This is a genomic window from Acinetobacter sp. 10FS3-1 (genome assembly GCF_013343215.1).
Lineage (GTDB): Bacteria > Pseudomonadota > Gammaproteobacteria > Pseudomonadales > Moraxellaceae > Acinetobacter > Acinetobacter lwoffii_C.
The window spans coordinates 1990431-2016906 of record NZ_CP039143.1 but is presented as its reverse complement, the minus strand read 5'-3'; the positions used below and the strand labels follow the sequence as shown (position 1 = coordinate 2016906).

22 protein-coding genes, 1 tRNA gene and 1 pseudogene are annotated in these 26476 nt (G+C 41.1%); 14 read left to right on the top strand and 10 right to left on the bottom strand.

What is annotated here, in order from left to right:
• Positions 1-34 precede the first annotated feature (34 nt).
• Both rubB and rubA read right to left on the bottom strand, forming a co-directional pair.
• A complete protein-coding gene (gene rubB / locus E5Y90_RS09515) occupies positions 35-1213 on the bottom strand; it encodes a rubredoxin reductase RubB (RefSeq protein WP_174660088.1) in 1179 nt (392 codons plus the stop codon).
• A 90-nt stretch (positions 1214-1303) separates the two neighbouring features.
• On the bottom strand, positions 1304-1468 hold the full coding sequence (rubA, locus tag E5Y90_RS09510) for a rubredoxin RubA (protein ID WP_151203271.1): 165 nt from the start codon (positions 1466-1468) through the stop codon (positions 1304-1306).
• 481 nt (positions 1469-1949) lie between these two features.
• Between rubA and E5Y90_RS09505 the strand changes: the two genes are divergently transcribed.
• The gene (locus E5Y90_RS09505) at positions 1950-2492 is read left to right on the top strand and encodes an adenine phosphoribosyltransferase (protein WP_151205951.1); all 543 of its coding nucleotides are present in this window, start codon (positions 1950-1952) and stop codon (positions 2490-2492) included.
• A gap of 82 nt (positions 2493-2574) precedes the next feature.
• Here E5Y90_RS09505 and E5Y90_RS09500 read toward each other — a convergent pair whose 3' ends face one another.
• Complete coding sequence (locus tag E5Y90_RS09500) at positions 2575-3069, bottom strand: YqiA/YcfP family alpha/beta fold hydrolase (protein WP_151205952.1); 495 nt, start codon at positions 3067-3069, stop codon at positions 2575-2577.
• A gap of 377 nt (positions 3070-3446) precedes the next feature.
• Here E5Y90_RS09500 and lysS point away from each other — a divergent pair, with 377 nt between their 5' ends.
• Positions 3447-4973 (top strand): lysine--tRNA ligase, encoded by a 1527-nt coding sequence (gene lysS, locus E5Y90_RS09495; RefSeq protein WP_151203274.1) that lies wholly within the window; start codon positions 3447-3449, stop codon positions 4971-4973.
• A gap of 761 nt (positions 4974-5734) precedes the next feature.
• On the opposite strand, the gene trpS is transcribed toward lysS, so the two are convergent.
• Complete coding sequence (gene trpS, locus E5Y90_RS09490) at positions 5735-6748, bottom strand: tryptophan--tRNA ligase (protein ID WP_151203275.1); 1014 nt, start codon at positions 6746-6748, stop codon at positions 5735-5737.
• Positions 6749-6938: 190 nt separating this feature from the next.
• Here trpS and E5Y90_RS09485 point away from each other — a divergent pair, with 190 nt between their 5' ends.
• A complete protein-coding gene (locus E5Y90_RS09485; protein WP_174660087.1) occupies positions 6939-7865 on the top strand; it encodes a DUF808 domain-containing protein in 927 nt (308 codons plus the stop codon).
• Between the two features lie 50 nt (positions 7866-7915).
• Positions 7916-8818, top strand: coding sequence for a neutral zinc metallopeptidase (locus E5Y90_RS09480; RefSeq protein WP_174660086.1), 903 nt, complete (start codon positions 7916-7918; stop codon positions 8816-8818).
• 34 nt (positions 8819-8852) lie between these two features.
• Here E5Y90_RS09480 and E5Y90_RS09475 read toward each other — a convergent pair whose 3' ends face one another.
• Positions 8853-9407 carry a hypothetical protein gene (locus E5Y90_RS09475; RefSeq protein WP_174660085.1) on the bottom strand — a complete coding sequence of 185 codons (555 nt, stop codon included), beginning with the start codon at positions 9405-9407 and terminating at the stop codon, positions 8853-8855.
• A 210-nt stretch (positions 9408-9617) separates the two neighbouring features.
• Here E5Y90_RS09475 and E5Y90_RS09470 point away from each other — a divergent pair, with 210 nt between their 5' ends.
• Both E5Y90_RS09470 and E5Y90_RS09465 read left to right on the top strand, forming a co-directional pair.
• Positions 9618-11117: a cation:proton antiporter gene (locus tag E5Y90_RS09470; protein ID WP_151203279.1), complete on the top strand. Its 1500-nt coding sequence runs from the start codon at positions 9618-9620 to the stop codon at positions 11115-11117.
• A gap of 120 nt (positions 11118-11237) precedes the next feature.
• Positions 11238-11534: an MGMT family protein gene (locus tag E5Y90_RS09465; RefSeq protein ID WP_174660590.1), complete on the top strand. Its 297-nt coding sequence runs from the start codon at positions 11238-11240 to the stop codon at positions 11532-11534.
• A 49-nt stretch (positions 11535-11583) separates the two neighbouring features.
• On the opposite strand, the gene E5Y90_RS09460 is transcribed toward E5Y90_RS09465, so the two are convergent.
• Positions 11584-12024 (bottom strand): universal stress protein, encoded by a 441-nt coding sequence (locus tag E5Y90_RS09460; RefSeq protein WP_174660084.1) that lies wholly within the window; start codon positions 12022-12024, stop codon positions 11584-11586.
• 245 nt (positions 12025-12269) lie between these two features.
• Complete coding sequence (locus tag E5Y90_RS09455; protein WP_174660083.1) at positions 12270-12674, bottom strand: hypothetical protein; 405 nt, start codon at positions 12672-12674, stop codon at positions 12270-12272.
• Between the two features lie 174 nt (positions 12675-12848).
• Between E5Y90_RS09455 and E5Y90_RS09450 the strand changes: the two genes are divergently transcribed.
• Positions 12849-12925 (top strand) — tRNA-Met (locus E5Y90_RS09450).
• A 235-nt stretch (positions 12926-13160) separates the two neighbouring features.
• Here the strand turns inward: E5Y90_RS09450 and E5Y90_RS09445 are convergent.
• Positions 13161-14786: an NAD+ synthase gene (locus tag E5Y90_RS09445; protein ID WP_174660082.1), complete on the bottom strand. Its 1626-nt coding sequence runs from the start codon at positions 14784-14786 to the stop codon at positions 13161-13163.
• A gap of 1058 nt (positions 14787-15844) precedes the next feature.
• On the opposite strand from E5Y90_RS09445, the gene E5Y90_RS09440 reads away from it, so the two are divergent.
• The 3 genes and pseudogenes from E5Y90_RS09440 to glpD all read left to right on the top strand — a co-directional run.
• The gene (locus E5Y90_RS09440; protein ID WP_373688371.1) at positions 15845-16387 is read left to right on the top strand and encodes a hypothetical protein; all 543 of its coding nucleotides are present in this window, start codon (positions 15845-15847) and stop codon (positions 16385-16387) included.
• A gap of 595 nt (positions 16388-16982) precedes the next feature.
• A complete protein-coding gene (locus tag E5Y90_RS09435; protein ID WP_174660081.1) occupies positions 16983-17372 on the top strand; it encodes a tautomerase family protein in 390 nt (129 codons plus the stop codon).
• A 404-nt stretch (positions 17373-17776) separates the two neighbouring features.
• A pseudogene (gene glpD, locus E5Y90_RS09430) lies at positions 17777-19258 on the top strand (glycerol-3-phosphate dehydrogenase); the annotation flags it as partial.
• Positions 19259-19506: 248 nt separating this feature from the next.
• On the opposite strand, the gene E5Y90_RS09425 reads toward glpD, so the two are convergent.
• Entirely contained in the window at positions 19507-21336 is a 1830-nt protein-coding gene (locus E5Y90_RS09425; protein ID WP_174660079.1) for a phosphoenolpyruvate carboxykinase (GTP), read from the bottom strand.
• A 416-nt stretch (positions 21337-21752) separates the two neighbouring features.
• On the opposite strand from E5Y90_RS09425, the gene E5Y90_RS09420 reads away from it, so the two are divergent.
• The 4 genes from E5Y90_RS09420 to groL all read left to right on the top strand — a co-directional run bounded on the left by E5Y90_RS09420 (position 21753) and on the right by groL (position 25620).
• On the top strand, positions 21753-22691 hold the full coding sequence (locus E5Y90_RS09420; RefSeq protein WP_174660078.1) for a diacylglycerol/lipid kinase family protein: 939 nt from the start codon (positions 21753-21755) through the stop codon (positions 22689-22691).
• Entirely contained in the window at positions 22672-23448 is a 777-nt protein-coding gene (locus E5Y90_RS09415) for a metallophosphoesterase family protein (RefSeq protein WP_174660077.1), read from the top strand. Before E5Y90_RS09420 ends, E5Y90_RS09415 begins: the two co-directional genes overlap by 20 nt.
• A gap of 175 nt (positions 23449-23623) precedes the next feature.
• Positions 23624-23914, top strand: coding sequence for a co-chaperone GroES (locus E5Y90_RS09410; protein WP_067729023.1), 291 nt, complete (start codon positions 23624-23626; stop codon positions 23912-23914).
• A 71-nt stretch (positions 23915-23985) separates the two neighbouring features.
• Positions 23986-25620: a chaperonin GroEL gene (gene groL / locus E5Y90_RS09405; RefSeq protein WP_151203288.1), complete on the top strand. Its 1635-nt coding sequence runs from the start codon at positions 23986-23988 to the stop codon at positions 25618-25620.
• Between the two features lie 68 nt (positions 25621-25688).
• On the opposite strand, the gene E5Y90_RS09400 is transcribed toward groL, so the two are convergent.
• Complete coding sequence (locus tag E5Y90_RS09400; protein ID WP_174660076.1) at positions 25689-26201, bottom strand: copper resistance protein NlpE; 513 nt, start codon at positions 26199-26201, stop codon at positions 25689-25691.
• Positions 26202-26476: the final 275 nt, after the last annotated feature.

Genomic DNA, 26476 nt, shown 5'->3' with positions numbered 1-26476 from the left:
TTCGTTTAAAAAACGTCCTTCATATATTAAACATCTAAAGAGTTGCTGGAATCAAGTCAGGAACAAGTTTGCTCAAGGTCAGGCGTTGCTTGGCTGCTGTCGCCCCTAATAATACGAAACCACGCAATACACCCTCTACATCTATTGCTTTGGCAATCATGCCATCTTCCAGCTCTTCCGTTTCCCAAGTCACATTGACTTCAGCAGGTGCCGCTAATACGGTCAATGGTGCTGCTGGTGTTTTTACTGCAACCGGCATGGCTGGATAATGCACTGCGGTATGCTCGCCATTTAAGGTTTTGGCCAGAGCACGTGCCTGTTGCATGATGGGCATGACATAAGGCAGCAGGATGCCGTTTACTTCAGCACAGTCTCCGACAGCATAAATATCCGGCTGATTGGTTTCTAGCAGGGCATTGGTTAGAATCCCGCGACTGCTATGAATATCAGCTTTTTTCGCGACAGAAATATTTGGCTGCAAGCCTACCGCAGACAGAACCACATCGGCGACCAGTGATTGACCATTCGCCAGCGTGACCAGATAATCTGCATTGTCCATTTTGGAGACTTTCTCAACTGTGGTGCCCAGCACAAAATGTATACCTGTTTCTTCAAGATGCTGCTGGAACACTTCAGCCACATGCGCAGGTAAAAGGCGGCCCAGTGGTCGAGGTGCAAGGTCAATAACAGTCACCTGATGTTCGGTATGTTGCAGGTCATTGGCAAATTCGCAGCCAATTAGACCAGCACCTAGAATTACCACACGTTTGTCTTTACGATTGGCCAGATTTTGGCGGAATGCTTTGTAGTCGTTCAGGTTGTTAACCACATGAATTTCGTCGCTGGCATCGCCGGCAATTGCCAAACGTACTGGATTAGCCCCCACCGCCAGAACCAGTTTTGAGTAGGGTTGCAGACTTTCCTGTCCATCTTTTTCTAAGTGTAGCTGATGCTGTTCTGGGTCAATCGCTTTTACCCAGGTATGTTGCCGGATTTGCATATTGAGTTGTACCGACATTTTTTCAGCATCCCCTAAAGGAATCTGCTCAGGTGCCTTGTTCCCTGCCAGTGCATTTGAAAGAGTCGGTTTTGCATAATTGATCGCATCATCAGCACAAATCATAACAAGTTCATGGTCTGGATTAAGCTTGCGAAATTCACGTGCGACGGCATAACCGGCCATTCCGGAACCAATGATGACGATAGGATGCATAATATTCTCCAGACTTTTTAAAATTAAATTTATAAATTTTTTAAAGGACATAAAAAAAGACCATTCAGCATGGTCTTTAAGAGGACATGATCAGACTTCAATCATTTCGAAATCAGCTTTTGATACGCCACAATCTGGGCAAGTCCAGTCATCTGGAATATCTTCCCATTTGGTACCGGCAACAATTCCATCCTGAGGCCACCCCAGTGCTTCGTCGTAAATCCATCCACATACGATGCATTGATATTTTTTCATGTAACTCTCCAAAACTGACCACCTGTAGGAGTCAGCTAAAAACTATAACGTGCACGACTCTAAAATAATATGACTTTAATAGTGAACATATTGGGCTAAATTTTTACGCAGTTCCGTTCAGAAAGTAAAGCGAATAAGAGTTTAAACAGTGAAATTAAGATCGGAATGGCAACTCAGGCCAAATTTTATCGATGAAAGGGCTAAATCTGTATTTCAAGCATACGGTCAGAGCAGCACGATTCAGCCTAAAATCAAAACCCACCAAAGTATTCAGGAGACTGTATATTTCTTGAAGTATTCTGACTTGATGGATTTTTAATCAATTTGCACGATTTTAGAAAATATTTTTAAAAAATAAATTAAATTATTAATATCAAAATCTTATAATTTAATATTGTCTTATATTTAGGCGTTTGTCCTTGTTTGTTTTGACCCTTTAGTCTAATATACAACTATTCATTTTCATGTTTAAGAATCTCCCATGAGCAATTTGTCTACTTCATTGTGGTCTAACATTCGTACTGTTCAGGATTTCCCAAAACCGGGGATCTGTTTCTTTGACCTGACACCTTTATTCACCAGCGATATTAGTCAACTCACTGATGCATTAATCGAGAGCATTCCAGCCGACAAACTGGCAGCAGTAGATAGCTTTCTAGCCGTAGAAGCGCGTGGCTTTGTACTGGCCAGCTTATTGGCACAGCGTACAGGAAAGGGCTTATTGTTAGTGCGTAAAGCTGGCAAGCTACCGCCTCCAGTGATTGGGGTGGGGTATAGCCTGGAGTATGGGGTGGACCGTCTGGAAATGTCTGCTGAAATTGAGCCACAAAAAATCATTATTGTAGATGATGTTCTGGCGACTGGCGGTACATTAAAGGCAGTAAATGAACTGGCTAAAAAATGTCAGCATGAAGTACTGGGTGCTAGTGTTTTCCTCGATTTGCCTGATTCGCATGCAAACCTGGGCTTAGAAATCTGGTCAGTACTGGATGATAAATCTCAACCTAAGGTTGCGGTGGCTTAAGTTAAATAGATCTGGATTTCCAGATCAAAGCTCCTCAGTCAAACCGTCCAGTTTTGGGAAGGCAGATGAACGAGGAGCTTTTTTATTGTCTGATAAAGTGCTTTTCGACTTCCTGAATCAGTTGATTGAGCTGTTCGGGGTGTGCTAGACGATGATGACCCCCTTCAATTGCCTGAATTTGCATATAGTCTTCTAGGCAGATCTGTACAGCATGCATATCCAGGATCTCATCGCCCAGTTCAAGATAGGCAAACTGTGGAATATCATGCTGTAAATCCTGATCAGAGATGATCGGATAATCATCACGGAAATTCGGTTGCAGACTCGGATTTGCTACGATACAGGGAAGTTGATGGGCCTGTGACATTTTGAGTGCCCAATATCCTCCCAGGCTGTGGCCAACCAGAATATCCGGCTTAATCATTTTAATAGTGTCATGATAAAAATCGGCCACGGAGCTATAGCTCAGATTGCGGTAATCCACATCAATACAGTATTTTTGTGTTGTATTAATTGCGTGAAATTTCGAAGATTTTTTACAAGAGTCCAAGCCATGCAAAAATAAGATTTTAGACATATTTTTTACTCATTCTTATCCGACATGCCAAAGTCATTAGTTCGTGATTGAAAGATGAGTTTCAATCTGGGTACTAGCTTAAAAGCTGGCAGCATAAAAAACAGTTAGCTATTGGTCTAATTTCAGGAAAGACAGCCGCCGCAATCGAGGTTGCTATTGAATATATGAAGCTTGGCTTTAATAAAAGAAGAAATCGTTTTCAAAAATGAACGAGAGCCGGGCTAAAAGGCGGTAAAGAGAAAAAATAAAAAAGAGCTATATACTGTAAATTTTCTTCAGAAAAGCCAATTCCACCCAGTCTTTAAGCTACGATTCGACTGGGGAATCTGCTATTCTATGTAACTTCTATTTTTCAACTATTTTTATTCGAGGCAGAGATGACGCAAAATAACGCTCAATCGACTTCTGAACAAATCATTTCCGAAAACGATTTAATTGCACAGCGTCATGCCAAGTTAAAGCAAATCGAAAGCCAAGCTCAAGAAAATGGCAAGAGTCCGTGGCCAAATACCTTTAAGCGCGAGCATTATGCACAAGATTTGCAAATCCAGTTTGCTGATAAATCTAAAGAAGAAATTGAAGCTGGTGAAAAGGTATATGTCAAAGTTGCGGGCCGTGTAATGTTAAACCGTGGATCATTCATCGTGATCCAGGACATGACCGGTCGTATCCAGCTATATGTTGCCCGTAAAGAGCTATCTGCAGATGTACTGGCCACCATCAAAGGACTTGATCTGGGGGATATCATCGCAGTAGAAGGCTATATTGGCCGTTCTGGAAAAGGCGATCTCTATGTTCATATCGAACAATTTGAATTATTGACCAAATCTCTGCGTCCACTGCCAGACAAATTTCATGGTCTAAATGATACTGAAGTTAAGTATCGCAAACGTTATCTTGACCTGATCGTTAACGAAGAAACACGTAAAGCCTTTGAAATTCGGGCCAAGGTGGTTTCAGGGATTCGTGCTTTCCTGACTGAAAAACGTTATATGGAAGTCGAAACACCAATGATGCATGTGATTCCAGGCGGAGCGTCTGCACGTCCGTTTGAAACCCATCATAATGCCCTGGATATGCCGCTGTTCTTGCGTATTGCACCCGAGCTATACTTAAAGCGTTTGGTGGTCGGTGGTTTTGAGCGTGTGTTTGAAATTAACCGTAACTTCCGTAATGAAGGGGTGTCGACACGTCATAATCCGGAATTTACCATGATTGAATTCTACCAGGCGTATGCAGATTATAAAGACCTGATGGAATTAACCGAACAAATGCTGGAAAAGCTGGCAATTGATATTCTGGGTACAACTGATGTGCCTTATGGTGATGAAGTTTATAATTTCAAAGGACCATTCAAGAAAATTTCGATGTTCGATGCCATTCTTGAGCACAATCCGCAATTCACGCCTGAAAATGTCAATGATCGTGAGTTCTTGGCAAAATTTGTTCAGGAAGAATTAAAAGAGCAGGTGAAACCTGGTTTTGGTTTGGGTAAATTGCAAACAATTGTGTTTGAAGAAACCGTTGAAACTAAACTGCGTCAGCCGACCTTTATTACGGAATATCCAGCGGAAACCTCTCCATTGGCACGTCGTAATGATGATAATCCACATATTACAGACCGTTTTGAATTCTTTATTGGTGGTCGTGAGCTGGCCAATGGTTTCTCGGAGTTAAATGACCCGATTGACCAGGCAGAACGCTTCCAGGCACAGGTGGCTGAGAAAGATGCTGGCGATGATGAAGCCATGCACTATGATGCTGACTTCATTGAAGCGCTGGAATATGGCTTGCCTCCAACCGCAGGTGAAGGGATTGGAATTGACCGTCTGGTTATGTTGTTCGCCAATGCACCAAGTATCCGCGACGTGATTTTATTCCCGCATATGCGTCATAAAAATTAATAGCTGATCTACCCTAATAACCCACCTTCGCGTGGGTTATTTTTTTTGAAAATAGGGCTTGTTGCCTGAGTAAAAAGCCCCAGTTGAATCGCTGAAAATTAACATGAGCGATTATGGTGAAGCTGAAAAATGATTTCCGCAGGTGCCGAGATTCGTTTTGAGCGGATGAACCGTTTATCAGGACATCTTGTTGGCTAAGGTCAACCAGTCAGAGCGTAGCGCAGAAAACAATGCTGCCTTTGCTTTTGATGATGAAATGAAGGCACTTGATCTCATGCTATTGTATTCGTCAGGATCTGCCACTTAAAATGAATACTTGGCTCGGTGATTCTGACGCCAATAGCCGGATGGCGGAGTATCTTCAAGCATTGAAATTACTTTGGAGCATGGCTTATTTAAGTATTAATTTTTAAGACTTGAGATTCAAAAATCCTGCCAACCGGGCGGAATTTTTTAGCCCATACACGCCTATAAAAATAACAGACAAAAAAAACGCAATGATTGGGGTTGTCATTGCGTAGAAAAAGGAATGTCCTTTTAAACAAACCAAAATTAACTGTGGAGAGAGTTAAGCTTGATTCCTTCTATGTGATTTATAGTAAAGCCCAACCTGAGATGACTCATCAGTATTCATGTTAATAGATGTTAAATAAGGTAAAAATTATGGAGAATATGTGGGTAAACCCATAGCTCAGTGGTGATTTAGGCGGTAAAAAAAGCCCTTCCTGGGGAAGAGCTTTTCTTTCAACCTGCAGCATGAATTAGAAACGGAATACGCCTAGGCCTGCTTTCACTTCATCTAGTGTGGCCTGAGTAATATCACGGCATTTGTCTGTACCGGTTTTCAGGATATCCATGATGTAATCTGGATCTTTCGCTAGCTCTATCCGGCGTTCGCGGATCGGACCGATCAATTCTTTAAGAATCCCTTCCAGACGCTTTTTCACGGTACCATCGCCCAAGCCACCACGACGATAATGCGCTTTTAACTCTTCCAGTTCTTCTTTATTTGGGTCAAACGCATCCAGATAAGTAAATACGATATTACCTTCCACTTGGCCTGGATCTTCAATACGCAGATGGTTTGGATCGGTATACATGGCATTTACGGCTTTTTTAATGTCTTTATCTGAGGCATCCAGCACAATGGTATTGCCCAGAGATTTTGACATTTTCGCTTTGCCGTCAAAACCTGGTAAGCGGCTCATGTTGGATAGCAGAGCTTTACATTCAGGTAAGAGTTCATGACCAATCTGGCGGTTCAAACGACGTACGATTTCGTTGGTCTGTTCGATCATCGGAATCTGATCTTCACCGACTGGAACGACAGTGGCCTTAAATGCGGTAATATCGGCCGCTTGAGCTACCGGATAGCACAGGAAACCTGCCGGAATATCACGTTCAAAACCACGCAGCTGGATTTCAGCTTTAATGGTCGGGTTGCGCTCCAGACGGGAAACCGTCACAAAGTTTAAATACAGCATGGTCAGTTCATTCAAGGCTGGTAAGCATGACTGAACGCAAATTGTGGTTTTGGTCGGATCAATCCCGACTGCCAGATAATCCGTTGCGACTTCAATAATATTGCGGCGTACTTTTTCAAAGTTATCTGCATTATCGGTCAGAGCTTGAGCATCAGCGAGTAATAAATGCTGGTGATGAGAGTCTTGCAAGCCGACACGTGAGCGTAATGAACCGACAAAGTGACCGAGGTGAAGTTGTCCGGTAGGACGGTCGCCAGTCAGGATCACTGGACGATTATCTTGATTACTCATTTTTTATTCCAAAAGGGTAGTCAGTATGACTTCTAAATATGAATGAATGGCAATATTGTACGGCATTCTGTTTTTGAATGTCAGCCACTAAAAAGCCTGAATAAAAAAATCTTATTAATTAAACAAGTGAATACAATCTTTTTTTAGAATTGTGATTAAAATAATTTGAAATAGGATAAGGATAATAAATATGGCGAGCAGTTTACTTATATTATTAGATGATATTGCTACGGTCCTGGATGATGTGGCTGTCATGAGCAAAATGGCAGCGAAAAAAACGGCAGGGGTGTTGGGAGATGATTTAGCTCTCAATGCGCAACAAGTCAGTGGGGTGCGTTCAGACCGTGAACTTCCGGTGGTGTGGTCTGTTGCCAAAGGTTCATTTGTCAATAAGCTTATTCTTGTTCCTGCTGCCCTGCTGATTAGTGTAGTTGCTCCCTGGCTGATTACACCACTGTTAATGATAGGTGGCTTATTTCTTTGTTATGAGGGCGTGGAAAAAGTCCTGCATAGTATACAGCACAAAAAAGCCAAAACCGGAGAAGCTGCTAGCCAAGAATTAGCCACCATAGAAACCGATCTGGTGACGTTTGAAAAAGACAAAATTAAAGGGGCGGTACGAACAGATTTTATTTTGTCTGCGGAAATTGTGGTGATTTCATTAGGAACAGTGGCTACAGCTACTTTTGGTACCAAAGTGATGGTGCTGTCAGTCATTGCAATTTTGATGACCGTCGGTGTGTATGGTTTTGTGGCAATGATTGTCAAAATTGATGATTTAGGGCTGTATTTAACTAAGCAAGCCTCTTCATTAAAGCAAAGTATTGGGCGTGGCTTATTGGCTTTTGCACCAAAATTGATGAAGACCCTAACTATTGTAGGCACCATTGCCATGTTTTTGGTAGGTGGCGGCATTATTAGTCACGGGGTACCTTTATTGCATCATTTCATGGAAGGCTCGGTTGATTATGCTGAGCATATTCCAACGGTGGGTACTATTGTGGGAGCATTAACACCGACCTTGATTAATTTGGTGATTGGCTTTATAGCTGGCTTGGTTGTACTGGGTGTGGTGGCTGGGATTCAGAAAATTTGGCCCAAATCAAAACAAGCATAATCCTTATAAATTCGATAATATACAGTGAATTAGAAAAAAGGAAAATTGCTATGCGCTGGAAAGGACGTCGTGTCAGTACGAATGTGGAAGACCGTCGCGGTGGTGGGGCTAAAGCGGGCGGCATCAGTATTTTAGGGTTGATAGTGGCTTTTGTGGCATGGAAATTCTTTGGTGTTGATCCTCAACAAGCCTATCAAGCCACCAAGCAAGTAACCTCCCAATCCCAGCCGGCTGAAACCCAAGGCTTGGAGCATCCTACGCCTGAGCAGCAGGAAGCGATAGATTTTGTGGGCACTGTGCTGGCCGATACTGAGGATACCTGGAATCAGGTATTTCAGCAGCAGCTGAATCAACAATATGTGCCGCCGAAACTGGTGCTTTTTAATGGGGTGGTGAATTCAGGTTGTGGTACTGCACAATCTGCCATGGGACCATTTTATTGTCCGGCCGACCAGAAGGTTTATATTGATACAGCATTCTTTAAAGATATGCGTACCCAGATGGGCATTAGTGGTGAACAGAATACTACCGAGCTGTCTAGTACGGATCAGGCGGGCGACTTTGCCCAAGCCTATGTAGTGGCTCATGAAGTGGGACACCATATTCAAACCATTTTAGGTATTTCCTCCCAGGTTCAGCAGGCGCGCCGTCAAAGCAGTGAAGTTGAGGGTAATCAGCTTTCAGTACGACAGGAATTACAGGCTGATTGCCTGGCGGGTGTATGGGCGCATCATAATCAGCAGCGCACCCAGTTTCTTGAGGCAGGAGATGTGGAAGAAGCGATGGACGCAGCACATAAAATTGGCGATGACTATTTACAAAAGCGGGCACGTGGACAAGTAATCCCTGATAGTTTTACGCATGGTAGCAGTGCACAGCGTGTACACTGGTTTAATACCGGTCTGAAATCTGGTCAATTGGCCAACTGTGATACCTTTAACCAAGCGATCTAATGACAAAGAGCAAGGGAGTGCTGATTCCCTTGTTTCATTTGTTGAGAAACTGTCGGAAGTTTCTTAAAATTTTCAGACTTACAAATAGAGCGGCCAAAGCAAATAAAGCCACGATTACGACAATAAACTTTAAATGGTAAATATCATTTTTATAAAACTGCTGTAGCTCCTGCGGAGAGTAATTAAAGTGACTCACCTGGCCACTGCGGCTCTCCCGGTACTGAATATTTTTAATATAGAAAAAATTACCGGCTTTAATTAAATCAATAGTCTGAATCTGACGGGTGTGCGACTGATTATAATCATCCGTACATAAAGCCGGATAGTGATCACAACTGATTTTGGCAATATAACCATTTCCGGCGATCAAAATAAAAATCGTATTGTCCGGTTTTTGATTATTGGACAGCAGCACGTACTGGGTGTGAGGATCACTTTTCAAGGAAAGAGGGGTGGCTTGCTGATAGTGCTGTTCTGCATTCATGATGTCCCGGACCTTGATAAAACAGGTCAAAACAAGGGAAAGCGTAACAATAAAAATAACCGCAGCAAAACACAGGCGAAAGATGGTTTTAACAGTTTGATGCATGGGAGAAGATTTCAAAACAGAAGGAAAGTAAAGAGGTGTTCTAGGGTGTATATTAAATCGGCATTTGTAAGAATTGCAAAAAAACTTAACTCAATTTTCAATAAAAGCAGATTAAACTTGTTTTGTTAAAATATTTTGCTTTTTCAATTTTTATTTCAAGTGAACCCGCGACCTAGTATTGCCTGATTTTGCCATCATTTAGGACACCGAATGGGAAGTTTCTTTTTTCTACAACTTTTGACAGTGGTTTTTGCGCTGTCAATTGCCACCACCATGTTCAACAAGCGTGTTTTAGGTTTTCCTCAGGCGATTGGTGTTCCGATTGTATCGGCAATTTTTGTCTTTATCTTGCAATGGGGGGCCAGCCTTTTGCACGGCAATCCATTTTTCAGTATCAATATTGAAAATATCGAGCAGGCAGTTCGAAATGTTGATTTTTATGATTTTCTGATCAATGGAGTAATCTGTTTTATTTTAACTTCTTCGGCACTGAAGTTTAAGGTATCCGATCTGCAAAATCATTGGCGGCCGATAGGAATCCTTGCCAGTCTGGCCTTGGTATTTTGTGCAGTCCTGTTTGGTACGCTCTTATATGGTTATCAATTCTTAATTGGCAAGCATGTTGATTTGCTGGTATTACTTTTACTGGGGGCGGCTTTAGGGGCGACCGACCCGATTGGTATCAAAGGTGTATTGAGTTCGGTACGGGCACCGCATCATTTAATTGTGAAACTGGAAGGCGAATCCCTGTTTAATGATGCAATGTGTATTGCCTTATTCATGACTTTGTTAAATGTCTTACAGGGCGAAAACTTTACCTTGGTCGGCGTATTACAGACCCTGTTCTATGAAATTGTCGTGGCGGTGCTAATTGGCCTGATCTTTGGTGCAGCCATTTTACGTTTGTTGCGTGGCAAGCATGAGATGGAATCTTTAATTTTGACCACAGCCTTATTGGCCTGTGGTTCCTATCTGGTTGCTTTGCTGGCTCATGCATCGGCACCAATTGCCTGTGTTATTGGGGGGTTGATTGTCGGAAATAAATGGAAGGAAATTCTGGCGTATGCCGAAATCGAGGATGTCAATCACTTCTGGCACACTGTTGAAGGCATTATCAATTCTTTCTTGTTTACTTTAATTGGACTAGAACTTTTTATTCTCGACCTGAGTGCTAGTCTGGTACTGGGTGGAATTGTCGCCTTTATCATTCTGCATCTGACCCGGTTTGCTGCGAATCATCTGGCCTTTGCCTTATTTCCAAAAATAAGCAAGAAAAGCTATAACGGCAGTTTAACCATTCTGTCTTGGGGTGGCGTACGTGGCGGGATCTCCCTGGCCCTGATTCTTGCTGTTGCCAATATTCCTCAGCTGGAAGCTTATAGCAGTATTCTGGTGGGTTATACTTTTATTGCCGTATTACTTTCAGGGGTGGTCTGTGGTTTGGGTCTACCTGCCGTCATGAATGCTTTTTATTATAATCCCTATGAAGAGACTCAAGGCTTTAAGGGCTGGTATCAACGAATGTGCCATAAGTTGAACCGTAAGGGGTTCAAATACATCGTAGGGGAAGATGAATATGGCAATGAAACCATTACCATCTATCAGCCTGAAGTGCTGATTGATCAAAAAGATGCTGATGGCGTGACCAGCGTACATCATCCTGAAAAAGCACAGGAAGTGAAACGTCTGGAAAATCCGGATAATTTCTAGTATGGCATCGCTCAACAGGAATAGTCTGACTCTTGAAGACTTGCGAAGTGTTATTAAAATGAGATTGTTGTTGAGTCACCTAATACCATGAAAAGTCAGGCAAGCCGGGAAATGGCGGAGATGATTCTGGCGGTAATCAGTCAAATTCCTTATGGCAGAGTTGCGACGTATGGACAGATTGCAAAACTGGCAGGCTTAGCCAAACATGCTCGTCTGGTCGGTAAGGTATTAAGTCAGTTGGATGAAGGTACAGATCTACCTTGGTATCGTGTCATTAATGCGCAAGGAAAATTAAGCTTAAACAAACTGGATGCCGAAGGTCAGAATACTCAGCAGCTTAGGTTAAGTCAGGAAGGGGTTTGTGTGAATCAGGGTAAAGTGAATTTAAAACAATATCAGTGGGATGGCTGGAGTTAAAAATAAAATTCCTCACTTTCGGAAAAATGAGGAATGAAGGAAAAATAATTTATTTACGCACTACCATCACCGGAATATCTGCTTGACCCAACACACTTTGCGCTACGCTGCCCAAGAACAGTTTCTTGAAGCCGGTACGGCCATGTGAACCAATCACGATCAGGTCAGCATTTAAAGACTGAGCTGCCTTAGCGATTTCACTATAAATCACTTGGCCTTCGAGCAGTTGAGTTTCGACGTCCAAACCTGCATTACAGAATCTGGCTTTTGCTTCTTCCAGCGTTTTAAGAATAGAAGTACGGGCACGTTCAATCAGGTCATTGGTTTGTGCGGCTGTAATATATTCAGCGGCGATATAAGGATCCAGAGCAAGTACTTGTACAACCGTAACTTTACTATTAAAGGCTTTGGCAAGTTCTACTGCTTTGTCCACTGCTGCATATGATATTTCTGAGCCGTCGATTGGTACTAAAATATGTTCAAATGACACGAGAATTCTCCTTGTGAGAAATAAAGTATTATAAAAATGTGACGCCTTAAAACGGGTACGAATTGTTGTTTATACTTTGATCATAGCCTGTATTTTATAAAAATAAAACCAAGTAAATACATAGGTATAACGTCTAATAGACTAAAGGCTTATTTTTAAAAAAAATGTATTTTCCCCAGCACTTATTTTTGATCCGGATCAAGGTTGTGGCGTTCAAGAGCAAGTGAATAGAAGCTACTCGACTCTCACTCACATTGCACGGCATTCAGATCAAGTTTGATCTTGGGCGCAAGCTGTTCGTAACGCTGTAAAATCATGGCAGTTTCATCTCCATGAATCTTCTCTTGTAACTGCTGGATTTTATGTTCGCTTACAGAACGACCGGCACAATATAAAGCAATCTGATTTTTTTGAGTGATGGTCCATTGTTTGCTCTGATCATACTCGGCAAAGCGGTTGATTTTTTGTTGGGCTTTGCTCAATTGTACCAAGGCACGTTTTTGCTGCATGCTTAAGAGTTGATGATGATTGATCCATTGCGCTACGTCACGTCTCACTCCATTGTAATCAACAAAAATAGGCGAAATGATCTGGCAGGCAGGGAGACTCGCCAGACTGAGGAGGAGAATAAGGATTTTCATTTTATTCATTGAATAAAGCCTCTATGACTTAAATGGTGTTATGGCTATATGTATTAAACAGTATAAAAACTTTTTTGGCTAAAGTTTAAATGTTCAGTATTTATTTGCGTAAAGACTGAACATTTGTGTTTGAAAATGCTTGACGGTGACTGTAGAACTAACGATAATGCGCACACAGTTTATGGCTATGTAGCTCAGTTGGTTAGAGCACCGCACTCATAATGCGGGGGTCACAGGTTCAAGTCCCGTCATAGCCACCATTTTAAAGACCAAGCTCTCAGCTTGGTCTCTTTTTTTTCTAGTTCAAAATATAATTAAAAACTTCACTTAACTTTTAACATTATTTGAAAAATAACTTCTAACTTCTAACTTCTAACTTCTAACTTCTAACTTCTAACTTCTGTTTTGTTATATTTAGCTTATTCAATTTTTTATCCTAAAAAAAATCGCCCAAGTCGAAGACCAGAGCGATTTAAAGTATCTAACAATGGTATTTTAAATACCTGCTTTCCAGCCATTTACGATTGGATAACGGCGTTCACGACCATAGGAGCGTGAACTGATACGAGGGCCAATTGCGGCTTGACGGCGTTTATATTCATTCACATCCACCAAACGAATGATTCTTTTCACAACTTCGGCATCAAAGCCTTTGGAAATAATATCATCCTGGCTCAAATCTTCTTCAATATATGAGTATAGAATAGCATCCAGAATTTCATATGGCGGCAAGGAGTCTTGATCAACCTGATCTGGACGCAGCTCGGCTGAAGGTGGACGTGTGATTACGCGCTCAGGAATAACCGGTGTTTCCGAAATGCTGTTACGGTATTTTGCTAGTTCAAACACAATGGTCTTATACACATCTTTCAGAACAGCAAATCCGCCGACCATATCACCATATAAAGTACAATAACCTACAGCCAGTTCAGATTTGTTGCCGGTGGCCAGTACGAGATTGCCAAACTTATTAGATAAAGCCATCAGCAAGGTGCCGCGAGTACGGGCCTGCAGGTTTTCTTCAGTGGTATCTGCCGGAGCATTCCCAAAAAATGGATACAAGGTTTGCATAAAACTGTTAACCACTGGATTGATTTCGGCAATACCAAAGGTCACCCCCATACTTTTCGCCTGTTCCGCCGCATCTTCGACACTAATTTGGGCGGTATAGGTATAAGGCATCATTACTGCTTGAACCTTGTCTGGGCCAATCGCATCCGCTGCAATTGCCAAAGTCAGGGCAGAATCAATCCCGCCGGAGAGGCCTAAAATCACTCCAGGAAAACCTGAACGCTGAACATAATCGCGTGTGGCCATCACCAGACTTTGATAAATCTCAGCCATGGTGTCTAAAGTCGGGGTAATGGCCCCTTTGCTGAACTTTAACTGTTCAGCGTCGAAGTCTGCAATGTATAACCCAGCTTCAAAGCTTGGTGCCTGTAAAGCCACATCACCTGATTTATTCAGTATGAAACTGGTTCCGTCAAAAATCAGATCATCCTGCCCACCCACCTGGTTACAGTACACCAGATTGATATTCAGCTGTTTTACCAGTGCAGTCATCGTGTCAATGCGGTGCTGTGGCTTGCCTACTTCGTAGGGAGACGCATTCAGTACCAAGGCAGTATCAATATTTAACTGTGCCAGTTGCTGTACTGTAGATAAGGACCAGATATCTTCACAAATTAATACGCCAAATTTATGTTCAAGATATTCAAATACCAAATGCTGATGACCTTGTTCAAAGTAGCGCTTTTCATCAAATACACTATAGTTTGGTAAGGTCTGTTTGTTGTAAATTCCTAATACTTCACCATCTTTCATGACGGCCGCAGCATTATAGCGCTGACCCTCTTCAGACTGATTAACAAAACCAAAGACCATCACAATATCTTTGACTTCGCTAAGCTTTTCAAAAGCCTGTTGAGTACGTTTGGCCAGACTTGGGCGAATTAATAAATCTTCTGCCGGATAGCCCAGAGTGGCGAGTTCAGGGAAAATAATCAGATCAGCTTTATCTTTTTTAGCCTGATTGGCCTGATCAATGATGGCCTGCGTATTTGCATCTAGATTGCCAACATGTGGAGAGAATTGAGCAATGGCAATTTTAAAACTTTTCATTCCAATTAAATCCTATTCCTATAGGTTAATACACTAAATTACTGATTTTTATAATTCTACTTATCCAGCTGAGTGCAGTTCGATACTAGCAAAAGCCAAATGGCCAAAATAAAAACGTCATTATCTCGCATAATCGTTACATTTTGATTTGCGAACTAAAAATATCATACTTGAGGTATTTTATCGCAATTTGGTTGAGAAGCTAGCGCTGTTTTAAGAGAATTGCTGCCGATATGCAACGTTATTATAAAAAATCATTTGAATTGTTGTTTTTTTGCACCTTAATAGTAGACCGCTGGGAGCAATGGTGGTTGTGCAGACCTTTATTTAAACTGCTCTTAATTAATCTGAATCAGGGATAAGAAATTGACTTGAAAAAGATGGCAGAAAACTCTTGCAGAGGTATCCCACAACCTATGCTTTCAGTCACGATGTTGGATTTTAAGCATTCATTCTGTGTTATTGATGACTTTTTTCAAAAATCGAAGCAGAGCGACGATTGAAACCTCAAGAAAGTTCAATGGGATGGTTGTTTGGCTGCAAGCTGTATCTAATCATGAATCAATGAGGAGATATTGTAAGTACGGTTTTATGAATACGTATACAGCAACCATGAAAATAGGTGAACAGTGGAGAGGGGGGATTAAAAGCAAAGCTCTATGCTAATTGTGGCGCTATGATTCAGAAATTAAAGAACAGATAAAAAATACAAAGTGTTGATTTAATTATCTATCAGCGGAAGAAGATAGAATCTATTCAACTCTCTATGTCAGATGAATATCACTTAAAGCAGTCTAACAAAATAGAAAATTTATTCAGCTTATTAAAAGAGAAATATAATTTCATCAGCAGTAAAGTGAGAGCTATTGATGGAGACGGAGCTGGATGTTATACATCTTGTTTATGTGCTTACTGATTATGCCATCAAGCTAAGCCAAGCATTCAAGTAATGCAATCTTGGTTTAGGTGGGATTCGAGTTATACTAAGATGCTAGGGGGTAGCTCAATGATTGCCATTCAATGAGTTTCGGTGTGCTGCCAATGAAAATTGGTTAAACATGGGTCACGATGCTTTTATGAAAAATGCATTTATAAGGTTATTTAAAAGTATTGTTCAGTACTCAATTTATTTTTTTTATAATTGGCTAAATATAAAGGAATTTCAATATAGAGGTCTAACTGAGGGCGAAGTAAATATTGCGAAAAAAGTATTTCATAATCTTATTAATTATAATGATGTGAAGATTTTTAATATACGTTATTTACCTTGGCAGCCTAAAAGCATATTGATGGCTCCAAATGGCAGGATATTTGTAAATCAAGAGTTGTTCGTCAAAGATTATTCTGAATGTTCAATTGCTATGCAAGGTGTATTTATCCATGAACTTACCCACATACTTCAATATCAAAAACATAAGAATGTAGTGCTAAGAGGCTTTATTTTACAAAGTGCTTATTATCTTAGTTTTAAGCTATATAATCCATATAAATATAAATTGATCGAAGGCAAGCTTTTTGAGCAATATAATATTGAGCAACAAGGTGATATTGCACGGGATATTTTTTTTGAAAAAATTCCTAATATTATTATTCAAAATTAGAGTAGATTATCAATGAAGCCAGACCATTGTTAAAACCAGATAAAGCAATCACGGTATAGAGCTGTTTCAACAAATAATCGGTTATCTTTGGCAGTTATTCCAATGCTACCGGATCATTTAGCTAATAGACTTTGATCTACTTCCACTGATTATCTCTTAATATATGGCGTTGAGTCATAAAAGAATAATAAGGATTGATCAGATATTCTCAAGACAATTTATGACAGCCCTTAATCAGTCTAGAAGCCATATGTTTGGGCATAGTTTGAAAAAGGATGGTGAGGTAAATATGAGTTGCACAGGTCTGGGGCAGTATACTGCTCATGAGATCATGCTCCGGCAGAGAGGCTCTTCCGAAGTCTTAAAACGGCATAGATATCCAAGCTTGGCTACTATTTCATTCAGGACGAGAGAGTAGATATTAAGCTTTATTTAATGGAATACTACAATTTATTGAAGCACATTAGTTTAACTAGAGGTTCAGTCTTTATGAGGCTGAATAAAAGCTTAAAACTATATCCAATATTTGTTGGATACTGTATTAAATAAAGAGAAGGTTAAGCTAAGATTAATTTTTTTAACATAGAGAAAAATAATGTCGCAAATAAAAGTTTATGCTTTAAGTGAAACAATAGAATTACATCGGGATAATTTAAGTAAAGCTATTCATCAAGCTTTAGTCAAAGAATTAAAATATCCTGAAGAAAAAAAGTTTCAACGCTTTATTTCATTAGAACCAAAAAATTTTATTTATCCAGCAGATCGTAGTACATCTTATGTAATTATTGAAATTTCTATGTTTGATGGAAGAACAAAAGAGACTAAGAAAGCATTGATTAAGACTTTGTTCAAAAATATAAGCAATTTATGCGGTATTGATTTAAATGATATTGAAATCACTATATTTGAGACCTCTCAAGAAAACTGGGGGATTAGAGGGGAAAGTGCGGATGAATTACAGCTGAATTATAAGATAAATATTTGATTTTAATACAATCGATATAGTGGGTATTAGGTGGAATTAAAAAAGTAGCCTTAAACCCTTATTTTTATGACTTTGATTAAAATTTAAAGTACAACACCAAGTTCTTGGAGTATCTTTGATTTTGATAGGTCTTAAATAAATTACTATTTCATTTTTCCTGTTTCTGAAATCATTCCCTGTCACACTTCGGCACTTCCTTTGAGAGTCGAGACTGAGTAGAAAATAAACCGAATGGGATACTCAAAAGTGAGGTGTGGAAATATGAAGTATCGAGACATATGAAGAATAAAGGACAGTTTCTCAGTATTATTTCCCTTTCAATAATGTTAATTTGTTAGATGCAAAACCAACTATTAGAACAAGAATAAATCTAAATATGCTGTTTGAGCAGATCCAAGGAGGTGATGATGCAGATGAATCATCCGGTCTATGATGTAGTGATTGTCGGTGGCGGTATCAATGGTGTTGGCATTGCGGTTGACGTTGCGGGCCGAGGCTTATCAGTTTTTTTATGCGAAAAAGATGATTTAGCTAGTCACACTTCTTCTGCCAGCAGCAAGCTTATTCATGGTGGTTTGCGCTATCTGGAGCATAAAGAATTTCGTTTAGTGCACGAAGCTTTGGCTGAGCGGGAAATTCTGTTGGCGAAAGCTCCGCATATTATTCGTCCACTTCGCTTTATCATGCCTCATCAACCGCATTTGCGTCCTGCATGGCTCATCCGGACGGGTTTGTTTTTTTATGATCATCTGGGAAAACGGGAAAAACTAGCAGGTTCTCGACATATTAGGTTTGATACCGTTAGTAGTCCTTTAAAGGAAGACATAACCCAGGGTTTTGAATATTCGGATTGTGCAGTAGATGATGCCCGTCTGGTGATTTTAAATGCCATGCAGGCACATGAGCTGGGAGCCTATATTGCCACCCAAACACGTTGTACAGCTGCTGAGCGTGAAAATGAATTATGGAAAATTCATCTGGAAGATTCGCAAGGGAGTTATCAGGTACAGGCGAAAGCTTTGGTCAATGCTGCCGGACCTTGGGTAACCCAGTTTATTGAAAAAAGCTTAAAACAAAAATCACCTTATGGGCTGCGCCTGATTCAAGGCAGTCATATTATTGTGCCTAGAGTTTATGATGGCGATAAGGCTTTTATTTTACAAAATAAAGATCATCGCATTGTTTTTGTCATTCCTTATCTTGAGCAATACACGCTAATCGGAACCACGGATCATGAGTATCAAGGCGATTTAGATCAGGTTGAAATTACTCAGCCGGAAATGAATTATTTGCTGGATGTTTATAATGATCACTTTAAGCAGCAGTTAGGTCCAGAAGATATTTTATCGACTTATTCCGGTGTGCGCTCTTTATGTGATGACGAGTCTGATAATCCATCGGCCATTACCCGGGATTATACTTTGGCCCTGTCGCATCCGCAGCCCCATGAAGCGCCTTTGCTTTCAGTATTTGGCGGGAAGCTCACTACTTATAGAAAGCTGGCGGAGGCAGCCATAGCGCACTTGGCAGTGATCTTTCCTGAAATAAAAAAACCTTGGACTGAAAAAGCGTTATTGCCTGGAGCTGAAAATCTGGTTTCGCTGGAACTTTTAATTCAGCAAATTATGCAGCGTGTGGAAAATGTCTCTTTACCCTTGGCCTCACGCTGGGCTCACGCTTATGGTTCACGAGTCTGGCAGTTTTTAGGGCATATTTCTAGCCTGAAGGAGCTGGGTGAAGATTTTGGCCACGGCCTGTTTGCCAAAGAAGTCGATTATTTGGTAGATCGGGAGTGGGCCAGAACCAGTCAGGATATTTTATGGCGTAGAAGCAAACTTGGTTTTCAATTTAATGGGGATGAAATATCGCGTTTAGATCAGTATCTTCTAAAATTACTGATTAAAAGATCAAATGAAATTGGCCATAAAATAAAAAATGGCACAGACGTACACAACGGGTTGTTAGGACATAGTAGAGTTAGCCAGAGTGAAGCTGGATAGCCCAGGTAAGCAGGTCATTGGGATAAGTGCTTTTAAAAAATCCCTTGTTATATTTTTTGTTCATTGATCCATTCAAGTCGTCAAATAGACAAAAAAAGACCGCATGAGCGGTCTTTTTTCATTTTAACTTATAATTAAGCTGATTTAACTGCTTCTAAAAGCTCAGCTTGACGTTTTTTCAGCGCTTCTGGTAAACGCTCACCCAGTTTGTCGAATAGTTCAGTGTGGCTTTCAAGCTCTTTGATCCATTGATCTTTATCTTGAGCAGTCACAAGATCAAACTGTTCTTTGGTGAAGTCTACACCAGTCCAGTTCAACTGTTCGTAAGTTGGAACACGGCCGATTGGAGTTTCAACTGCATCAGCGCGGCCTTCACAACGGTCAATGATCCACTCAAGCACACGCATGTTTTGACCAAAACCAGGCCATACAAAGTTGCCTTCAGCATCACGGCGGAACCAGTTCACATTGTAGATACCAGGAAGTTTGTTACCTGCAGCTTTAGCTTTAGCACCTACTTTCTCGCCCATTTCTAACCAGTGCGTGAAGTAGTCAGCCATGTTGTAACCTGCAAATGGAAGCATTGCGAATGGGTCACGGCGAACAATACCTTGCTGACCAACTGCAGCAGCAGTCGTTTCAGAACCCATAGTTGCAGCTTTATACACGCCATCAACCCAGTCAAAAGCTTCTGAGATTAAAGGCACTGTGTCTGCACGGCGACCGCCGAAGATGAATGCAGAAATAGGAACACCTGCCGGATTTTCCCAATCAGCATCGATAGATGGGCATTGACCAGCTGAAACTGTGAAACGAGCATTCGGATGCGCTGCTTTCTCTTCACCGGTATGTGGTTGACCTTTCCAGTTGGTCAGATTTGCAGGCGCTTCTTTGGTCAGACCTTCCCACCATACTTCACCGTTGTCAGTTACAGCAACGTTGGTGTAGATCACGTCTTTGTGAAGCGTAGCCATACAGTTCGGGTTGGTCTTGGTATTTGTACCAGGTGCTACACCGAAGAAACCAGCTTCAGGGTTGATTGCGTATAAACGACCATCTTCACCTGGTTTGATCCAGGCAATATCGTCACCTACAGTTTCAATCTTCCAGCCTTCATAGCCTGCTGGTGGAATCAGCATCGCAAAGTTGGTTTTACCACAAGCAGAAGGGAATGCAGCTGCGATATAGTGCTTTTCACCTTGTGGATTCGTTACCCCAAGGATCAGCATATGTTCAGCTAACCAGCCTTGTTCACGTCCCATATAAGAGGCGATACGTAAAGCAAGACATTTTTTACCCAGCAATGCGTTACCGCCATAACCAGAGCCGTAAGACCAGATTTCACGGGTTTCTGGATAATGAACGATATATTTTTCAGGGTTGCAAGGCCATGCAACATCTTTTTGACCTTCTTCCAGCGGAGCACCTACAGTGTGTACGCAAGGAACGAATTCACCGTCAGTACCGAGTACGTCATAAACAGCTTTACCCATGCGCGCCATTTTAGACATGCTAACTGCAACGTATGGAGAATCTGTTAATTCGATACCGATATGGGCAATATGAGAACCTAAAGGACCCATAGAGAAAGGAACCACATACAAAGTACGGCCTTTCATTGAACCATCAAATAAACCGTTCAGACGAGCACGCATTTCTGCAGGCGCTTCCCAGTTGTTGGTTGCACCAGCATCTTCTTTGTTTTCTGAACAGATATATGTACGACCTTCAACACGCGCAACGTCAGAAGGATCAGAATTTGCAAGATAAGAACCCGGATGTGTTTCTTGGTTCAGCGCTTGCATTGTGCCGTTAGCGATCATCAAGTCGATATAACGTTGATATTCTTCTGCGCTACCGTCACACCATTCAATTTTTGCTGGTTTTGTTAAATTAGCAATTTCTTCCACCCAAGCAATAAGCTTAGGGTGACGAACGAATTCTGGTGCGTTCACTTGGGTCATGGTGAGGCCTATCTCAAATGTGTACAAAATGTTGTACAAAGTACAATCTGAACAATACAGCAACTGCTCAGATGAAATATGAAAAAAAAGTGGCTGTATTAAAGCATAAAATCATAAAAAAAATAAGACTAAAGGCGCGCTAGATTTTTTTTGGAATATAATGCTGCTCATTGATTAAGTTGATGTAAAACAACCACATAAGAAGGATATCTTTGATTTTAATTGTTATTTTGTTTTTTTATGTGCGGTATTTATTTAATTGATTATATTATTTATCAATGGCTTAAATTAAATATTTGTTCTAACTCATTTATTGATTAAATGAATGACTGTGATTTGAATTTTACATAAAGCACCTTTTAATTGTCTATGAATTCGACAAAATGCCTAAAGGTGTCAGTATATTTAAGCGAAAAATGTCTAAGCAATCTAAACCTTTATCGATTATTTATAATCATAATTCAGGCTTTCGTATTACAGGTCAGCAAGAGCTGTATACAGAGCTGACTAATATTTTTGCATCGCATGGCTATGACACTCAGGCTTTTGAAATTAATACTCCAGAACAATTTAAACTGATTATGCAGCAGGTGCTGGAACGGCACTCTCAGGCATCTGACAAAGGCATTGTGGTCGCGGCTGGCGGTGATGGTACTTTAAATGCAGTCGCCAAGTATTTGCTTAATACCCCCATTCCTGTTGGGATTTTGCCAATGGGCACGTTTAATTATGTTGCCCGAAGATTACATATTCCTTTAGAGCTGCTTGAAGCGGCCCAGGTGATTGTCACAGGTCAAGCTAAGCGGATTCATGTGGCACAAATTAATCAGGACATTTACCTGAATAATGCCAGTCTGGGCTTATATCCTTTATTTATCAAAAAAAGAGAAGATTATAATCGTCTTTTTGGGCGTTTGCCTTTGCATGCTTATACCTCAGCACTGGATGTGTTGATTCGTAATCATAAGGAACTCAAGCTGGAAATCTGGATTGACCAGAAAAAATATCCGGTAAAAACGCCGTTGATCTTTTTTGGAAATAACCCTTTGCAGCTGGAAGAAATGAAAATGCGGATTGCTCAGGCAGCAGAGCAGGGTAAAGTCGCTGGGGTGGTGGTGGCCAAAAGCGATAAGCTGACTTTATTCAGACTGGTTTATCAGCTAATTAGAGGCAAAATTGATCAGGCTTCGGACGTCTACAGTTTTGCAGCAGATCATGTCTGTATTAAAGCAGGGCGTCACAAGCTGATGGTGGCCATAGATGGAGAAACTGTAGAAATGACACCGCCTCTCAATATTGCTGTCCTTAAAAACAGCCTAAGTGTTATGGTGCCTTATGATTCTACATCTCTCTGATTTGCATTTTGGAACAGAAAGACCTGAGTGTCTGGAGGCGATCCATCAGTTCTGTCAGGCTCATCCTCTGGAGGCGGTCGTGGTGAGCGGAGATTTGACCCAGCGCGCCAGGTTTGCACAATTTTATGCCTGCAAACGATTTCTGGATCAGCTCAGTACACCTTATCTGGTCATTCCCGGTAATCATGATATTCCGCTTTATCATTTATGGAATCGCCTCTTTAGTCCTTTTACCCGTTATCAGTTTTTTTTCCGTGAACTGGAGCCCACCCTCGAAACGGAAAATTTTTATCTGATCGGAGTGAATTCAATCCGGCGTCGCTATCATACCAAAGGGCATTTATCGCTTGAGCAGATTCAGCGCATTGATCAGAAGTTGGCACAGGCACCTTCCTCTAAGATCAAAATTATTGTGAGCCATCAACCTTTTTATGTGCCTTTTCACAATAAGCGCGGTTTTAAAGATAGCCCACTCATGGCCAAGATTGCCTTGGAGGCTTGGGCCAGACATGGCCTGTTCGCGGTCTTGCATGGTCATCTACATCAGCCAGCCAGCTATGACCTAAACTGCATGTTTAGGCTTGGGGTAGATCATCCCGTTTATGATGTACACGCTGGAACTTCTACCTCGCATCGGCTCCATAAAAGCCAACCAAACAGTTTTAATCTGATTGATGCAGCAGGAAAAATTTCTCAATATTTATTTGATGAGCAAACTAAAAACTTTGTATTGCACCCCGATGCGCTGAATAAATAGACGAAATGATGTAATTGATCAAAAAATATCAAAAAAAACGAAATTTTTTTATTTTTACCCTTGAAGCGTTTTATTCCATCTCCATAAAAGTGACATCTAAAAGTTTTGATAGTGACCCAGGGAATAACGAAGTCATTATCAGTAATCAAAAAGACTTAGTCTGATGGAGTTAAATATGAGCAACATTCGTCCATTACATGACCGCGTTGTTATTCGTCGTGTTGAAGAAGAAACTAAAACAGCTGGCGGTATTTTACTTCCAGGTTCTGCTGCAGAAAAACCGGCACAAGGGGAAATTATTGCAGTAGGTAATGGTCAGATCACTGACAATGGCGTACGCGCATTAGATGTAAAAGTTGGCGACAAAGTATTGTTCGGTACTTATGCCGGCACAACGGTAAAAGTGGATGGTGAAGAACTATTAATTATGAAAGAGTCTGATATTTTAGCGGTGCTAGAAGCTTAATTTCGCTAAATACAGTCTTACACATTCCATATCAGATTTTGTAAAGCTATTAAAAATATTCGGAGTCAACTATGTCAGCTAAAGACGTAAAATTTGGTGATTCAGCTCGCAGCAAAATGATTGCTGGTGTCAATACGCTTGCAGATGCGGTGAAAGTAACGTTAGGTCCTAAAGGCCGTAACGTTGTAATCGACCGTTCTTTTGGTGCACCGCACATCACTAAAGATGGTGTTTCTGTTGCAAAAGAAATTACCCTAAAAGACAAATTTGAAAATATGGGTGCGCAGCTGGTTCGCGAAGTTTCTTCAAAAACCAATGACATCGCAGGTGACGGTACAACAACTGCAACCGTATTGGCTCAAGCTATCCTGAATGAAGGGATCAAGTCTGTAACTGCGGGTATGAACCCAATGGACTTGAAACGTGGTATCGACCTTGCAGTAAGAACTGTGGTTGAAAATATCAAAACAACTGCCAAGCCAGCATCTGATTCTAAAGCCATTGAACAGGTTGGTTCGATCTCTGCAAACTCTGACACCACTGTAGGTAAACTGATTGCGCAAGCCATGGAAAAAGTGGGCAAAGAAGGCGTGATCACTGTTGAAGAAGGTTCAGGCTTTGAAGATTCGCTTGATGTTGTAGAAGGTATGCAGTTTGACCGCGGTTATATCTCTCCATACTTTGCAAACAAGCAAGATACTTTGACAGCTGAACTGGAAAATCCGTTCATTTTGTTGGTTGATAAAAAAATCAGCAACATCCGTGAACTCATCACTGTATTAGAGGCTGTTGCAAAAACAGGTAAACCGCTTCTGATCATTGCTGAAGATGTTGAAGGTGAAGCACTTGCAACACTTGTTGTTAACAACATGCGTGGCATCATTAAAGTATGTGCGGTTAAAGCGCCTGGTTTTGGCGACCGTCGTAAAGCAATGCTGCAAGACATCGCGATTTTAACTGGCGGTACTGTAATTTCTGAAGAAATCGGTATGCAGTTAGATCAAACAGCGCTTGAACACCTTGGTACTGCACATAAAGTCACAGTGTCTAAAGAAAATACGGTCATTGTGGATGGTGCTGGTGATGCAGCTCAAATTGCTGACCGTGTACAGCAAATCCGTGCGCAAATCGAAGAATCTACTTCTGAATACGATAAGGAAAAACTTCAGGAACGCGTTGCTAAACTGGCAGGCGGTGTAGCAGTTATCAAGATCGGTGCTGCAACTGAAGTAGAAATGAAAGAGAAGAAAGACCGTGTAGATGATGCGCTTCATGCAACTCGTGCAGCGGTTGAAGAAGGTGTTGTTGCTGGTGGTGGTGTTGCGCTAGTACGTGCAGCAAAAGCACTTGATGGTGTGACTGGCATAAACGATGACCAGAATGTAGGTATTAACATCCTTCGTCGTGCGATTGAATCACCTCTTCGTCAAATCGTTGCAAACGCAGGTGATGAACCATCTGTTGTAATCAATGCAGTGAAGAACGGTGAAGGTAACTTTGGTTACAACGCTGCAACTGGCGAATATGGCGATATGCTGGAAATGGGTATCCTTGATCCTGCAAAAGTAACTCGTTCAGCGCTTGAGCATGCTGCTTCTGTAGCTGGCTTGATGCTGACCACTGAGTGTATGATCACAGAAATTCCAGAAGAAAAACCAGCTATGCCAGATATGGGCGGTATGGGTGGCATGGGCGGCATGATGTAATTCATCATCCGGTCATTCGATCTAAAAAAATCCCCGCATAAGCGGGGATTTTTTTAGCCGATGCATTATCAGGATGCTTTTTTAAGCAGTTTATAATTCAGCTGGCTCTCGATTTTTTGACCATTTTCAAGATTACGCGCTTCAAGAAAATTTTCACCTACAAAAAATTTCCGGTTTTCAGCCTTGGCATCCAGAATAATAATTGAAGGCTGTTGTGAGTCAAAACTGAAACTGCCTTTAATTTCAGTTTCATTGTTTTTACCTTTACCGAGATATTCTTCTTTTAATTCATAGGTTTTATCAGGATGAAGTTCGAGTTCGACCTTGATGCCTTCACAGTCTGCGCAGGGGAAAACACCTTCATATTCACCTGACCAATCTAGGGCAGTTTCTGCACGATCACTGGCGGTCAGGCCAGTACTGGATGTGCTTTGAGCGCTTGCAGGTTCTGAAGAGGTAGAAGAATTGAGAACTGAATCGGCCTGCTCGGTATTGGTCATGTCACGTTCTTCCTGTTTTGAACAGGCGGTTAAGCTTGCAACCGTTACAGTCAGCAGGGCGGAGAATAGAATTTTTTTCATTGAGGTTCACCTGGTTTTTTTATTGCACTTTAAATACCTTAAAAGGACAGGGAAAATATAAAAGAGAGATCTTGTTAAAGTTTGATTCCGTAGGTGAAGCAAGTGAAGTTGAGCAAATATAATTTGAAGAATCTTGGAAATATCAGCAAGTATAATAATTTCATCAGCATGTAATCGGCTATATCCAGCATGAAATAATAAGTATTGTTATAGAAAGTCAATAACTGGAAATTTTCAGATTTCAGGTTTCTGCCAGATCAGGAGATTGTTGGACG

What these genes read in the sequence shown, in the direction of transcription:
- E5Y90_RS09475 (WP_174660085.1), bottom strand. Translation starts at nt 9,407, where the DNA reads ATGCATCAAACTGTTAAAACCATCTTTCGCCTGTGTTTTGCTGCGGTT.
- rubB (WP_174660088.1), bottom strand. Translation starts at nt 1,213, where the DNA reads ATGCATCCTATCGTCATCATTGGTTCCGGAATGGCCGGTTATGCCGTC.
- groL (WP_151203288.1), top strand. Translation starts at nt 23,986, where the DNA reads ATGTCAGCTAAAGACGTAAAATTTGGTGATTCAGCTCGCAGCAAAATG.
- E5Y90_RS09425 (WP_174660079.1), bottom strand. Translation starts at nt 21,336, where the DNA reads ATGACCCAAGTGAACGCACCAGAATTCGTTCGTCACCCTAAGCTTATT.
- E5Y90_RS09470 (WP_151203279.1), top strand. Translation starts at nt 9,618, where the DNA reads ATGGGAAGTTTCTTTTTTCTACAACTTTTGACAGTGGTTTTTGCGCTG.
- E5Y90_RS09415 (WP_174660077.1), top strand. Translation starts at nt 22,672, where the DNA reads ATGATTCTACATCTCTCTGATTTGCATTTTGGAACAGAAAGACCTGAG.
- E5Y90_RS09440 (WP_373688371.1), top strand. Translation starts at nt 15,845, where the DNA reads ATGGGTCACGATGCTTTTATGAAAAATGCATTTATAAGGTTATTTAAA.
- E5Y90_RS09400 (WP_174660076.1), bottom strand. Translation starts at nt 26,201, where the DNA reads ATGAAAAAAATTCTATTCTCCGCCCTGCTGACTGTAACGGTTGCAAGC.
- E5Y90_RS09410 (WP_067729023.1), top strand. Translation starts at nt 23,624, where the DNA reads ATGAGCAACATTCGTCCATTACATGACCGCGTTGTTATTCGTCGTGTT.
- E5Y90_RS09465 (WP_174660590.1), top strand. Translation starts at nt 11,238, where the DNA reads ATGATTCTGGCGGTAATCAGTCAAATTCCTTATGGCAGAGTTGCGACG.
- trpS (WP_151203275.1), bottom strand. Translation starts at nt 6,748, where the DNA reads ATGAGTAATCAAGATAATCGTCCAGTGATCCTGACTGGCGACCGTCCT.
- rubA (WP_151203271.1), bottom strand. Translation starts at nt 1,468, where the DNA reads ATGAAAAAATATCAATGCATCGTATGTGGATGGATTTACGACGAAGCA.
- E5Y90_RS09445 (WP_174660082.1), bottom strand. Translation starts at nt 14,786, where the DNA reads ATGAAAAGTTTTAAAATTGCCATTGCTCAATTCTCTCCACATGTTGGC.
- lysS (WP_151203274.1), top strand. Translation starts at nt 3,447, where the DNA reads ATGACGCAAAATAACGCTCAATCGACTTCTGAACAAATCATTTCCGAA.
- E5Y90_RS09480 (WP_174660086.1), top strand. Translation starts at nt 7,916, where the DNA reads ATGCGCTGGAAAGGACGTCGTGTCAGTACGAATGTGGAAGACCGTCGC.
- E5Y90_RS09500 (WP_151205952.1), bottom strand. Translation starts at nt 3,069, where the DNA reads ATGTCTAAAATCTTATTTTTGCATGGCTTGGACTCTTGTAAAAAATCT.
- E5Y90_RS09435 (WP_174660081.1), top strand. Translation starts at nt 16,983, where the DNA reads ATGTCGCAAATAAAAGTTTATGCTTTAAGTGAAACAATAGAATTACAT.
- E5Y90_RS09505 (WP_151205951.1), top strand. Translation starts at nt 1,950, where the DNA reads ATGAGCAATTTGTCTACTTCATTGTGGTCTAACATTCGTACTGTTCAG.
- E5Y90_RS09420 (WP_174660078.1), top strand. Translation starts at nt 21,753, where the DNA reads ATGTCTAAGCAATCTAAACCTTTATCGATTATTTATAATCATAATTCA.
- E5Y90_RS09485 (WP_174660087.1), top strand. Translation starts at nt 6,939, where the DNA reads ATGGCGAGCAGTTTACTTATATTATTAGATGATATTGCTACGGTCCTG.
- E5Y90_RS09455 (WP_174660083.1), bottom strand. Translation starts at nt 12,674, where the DNA reads ATGAATAAAATGAAAATCCTTATTCTCCTCCTCAGTCTGGCGAGTCTC.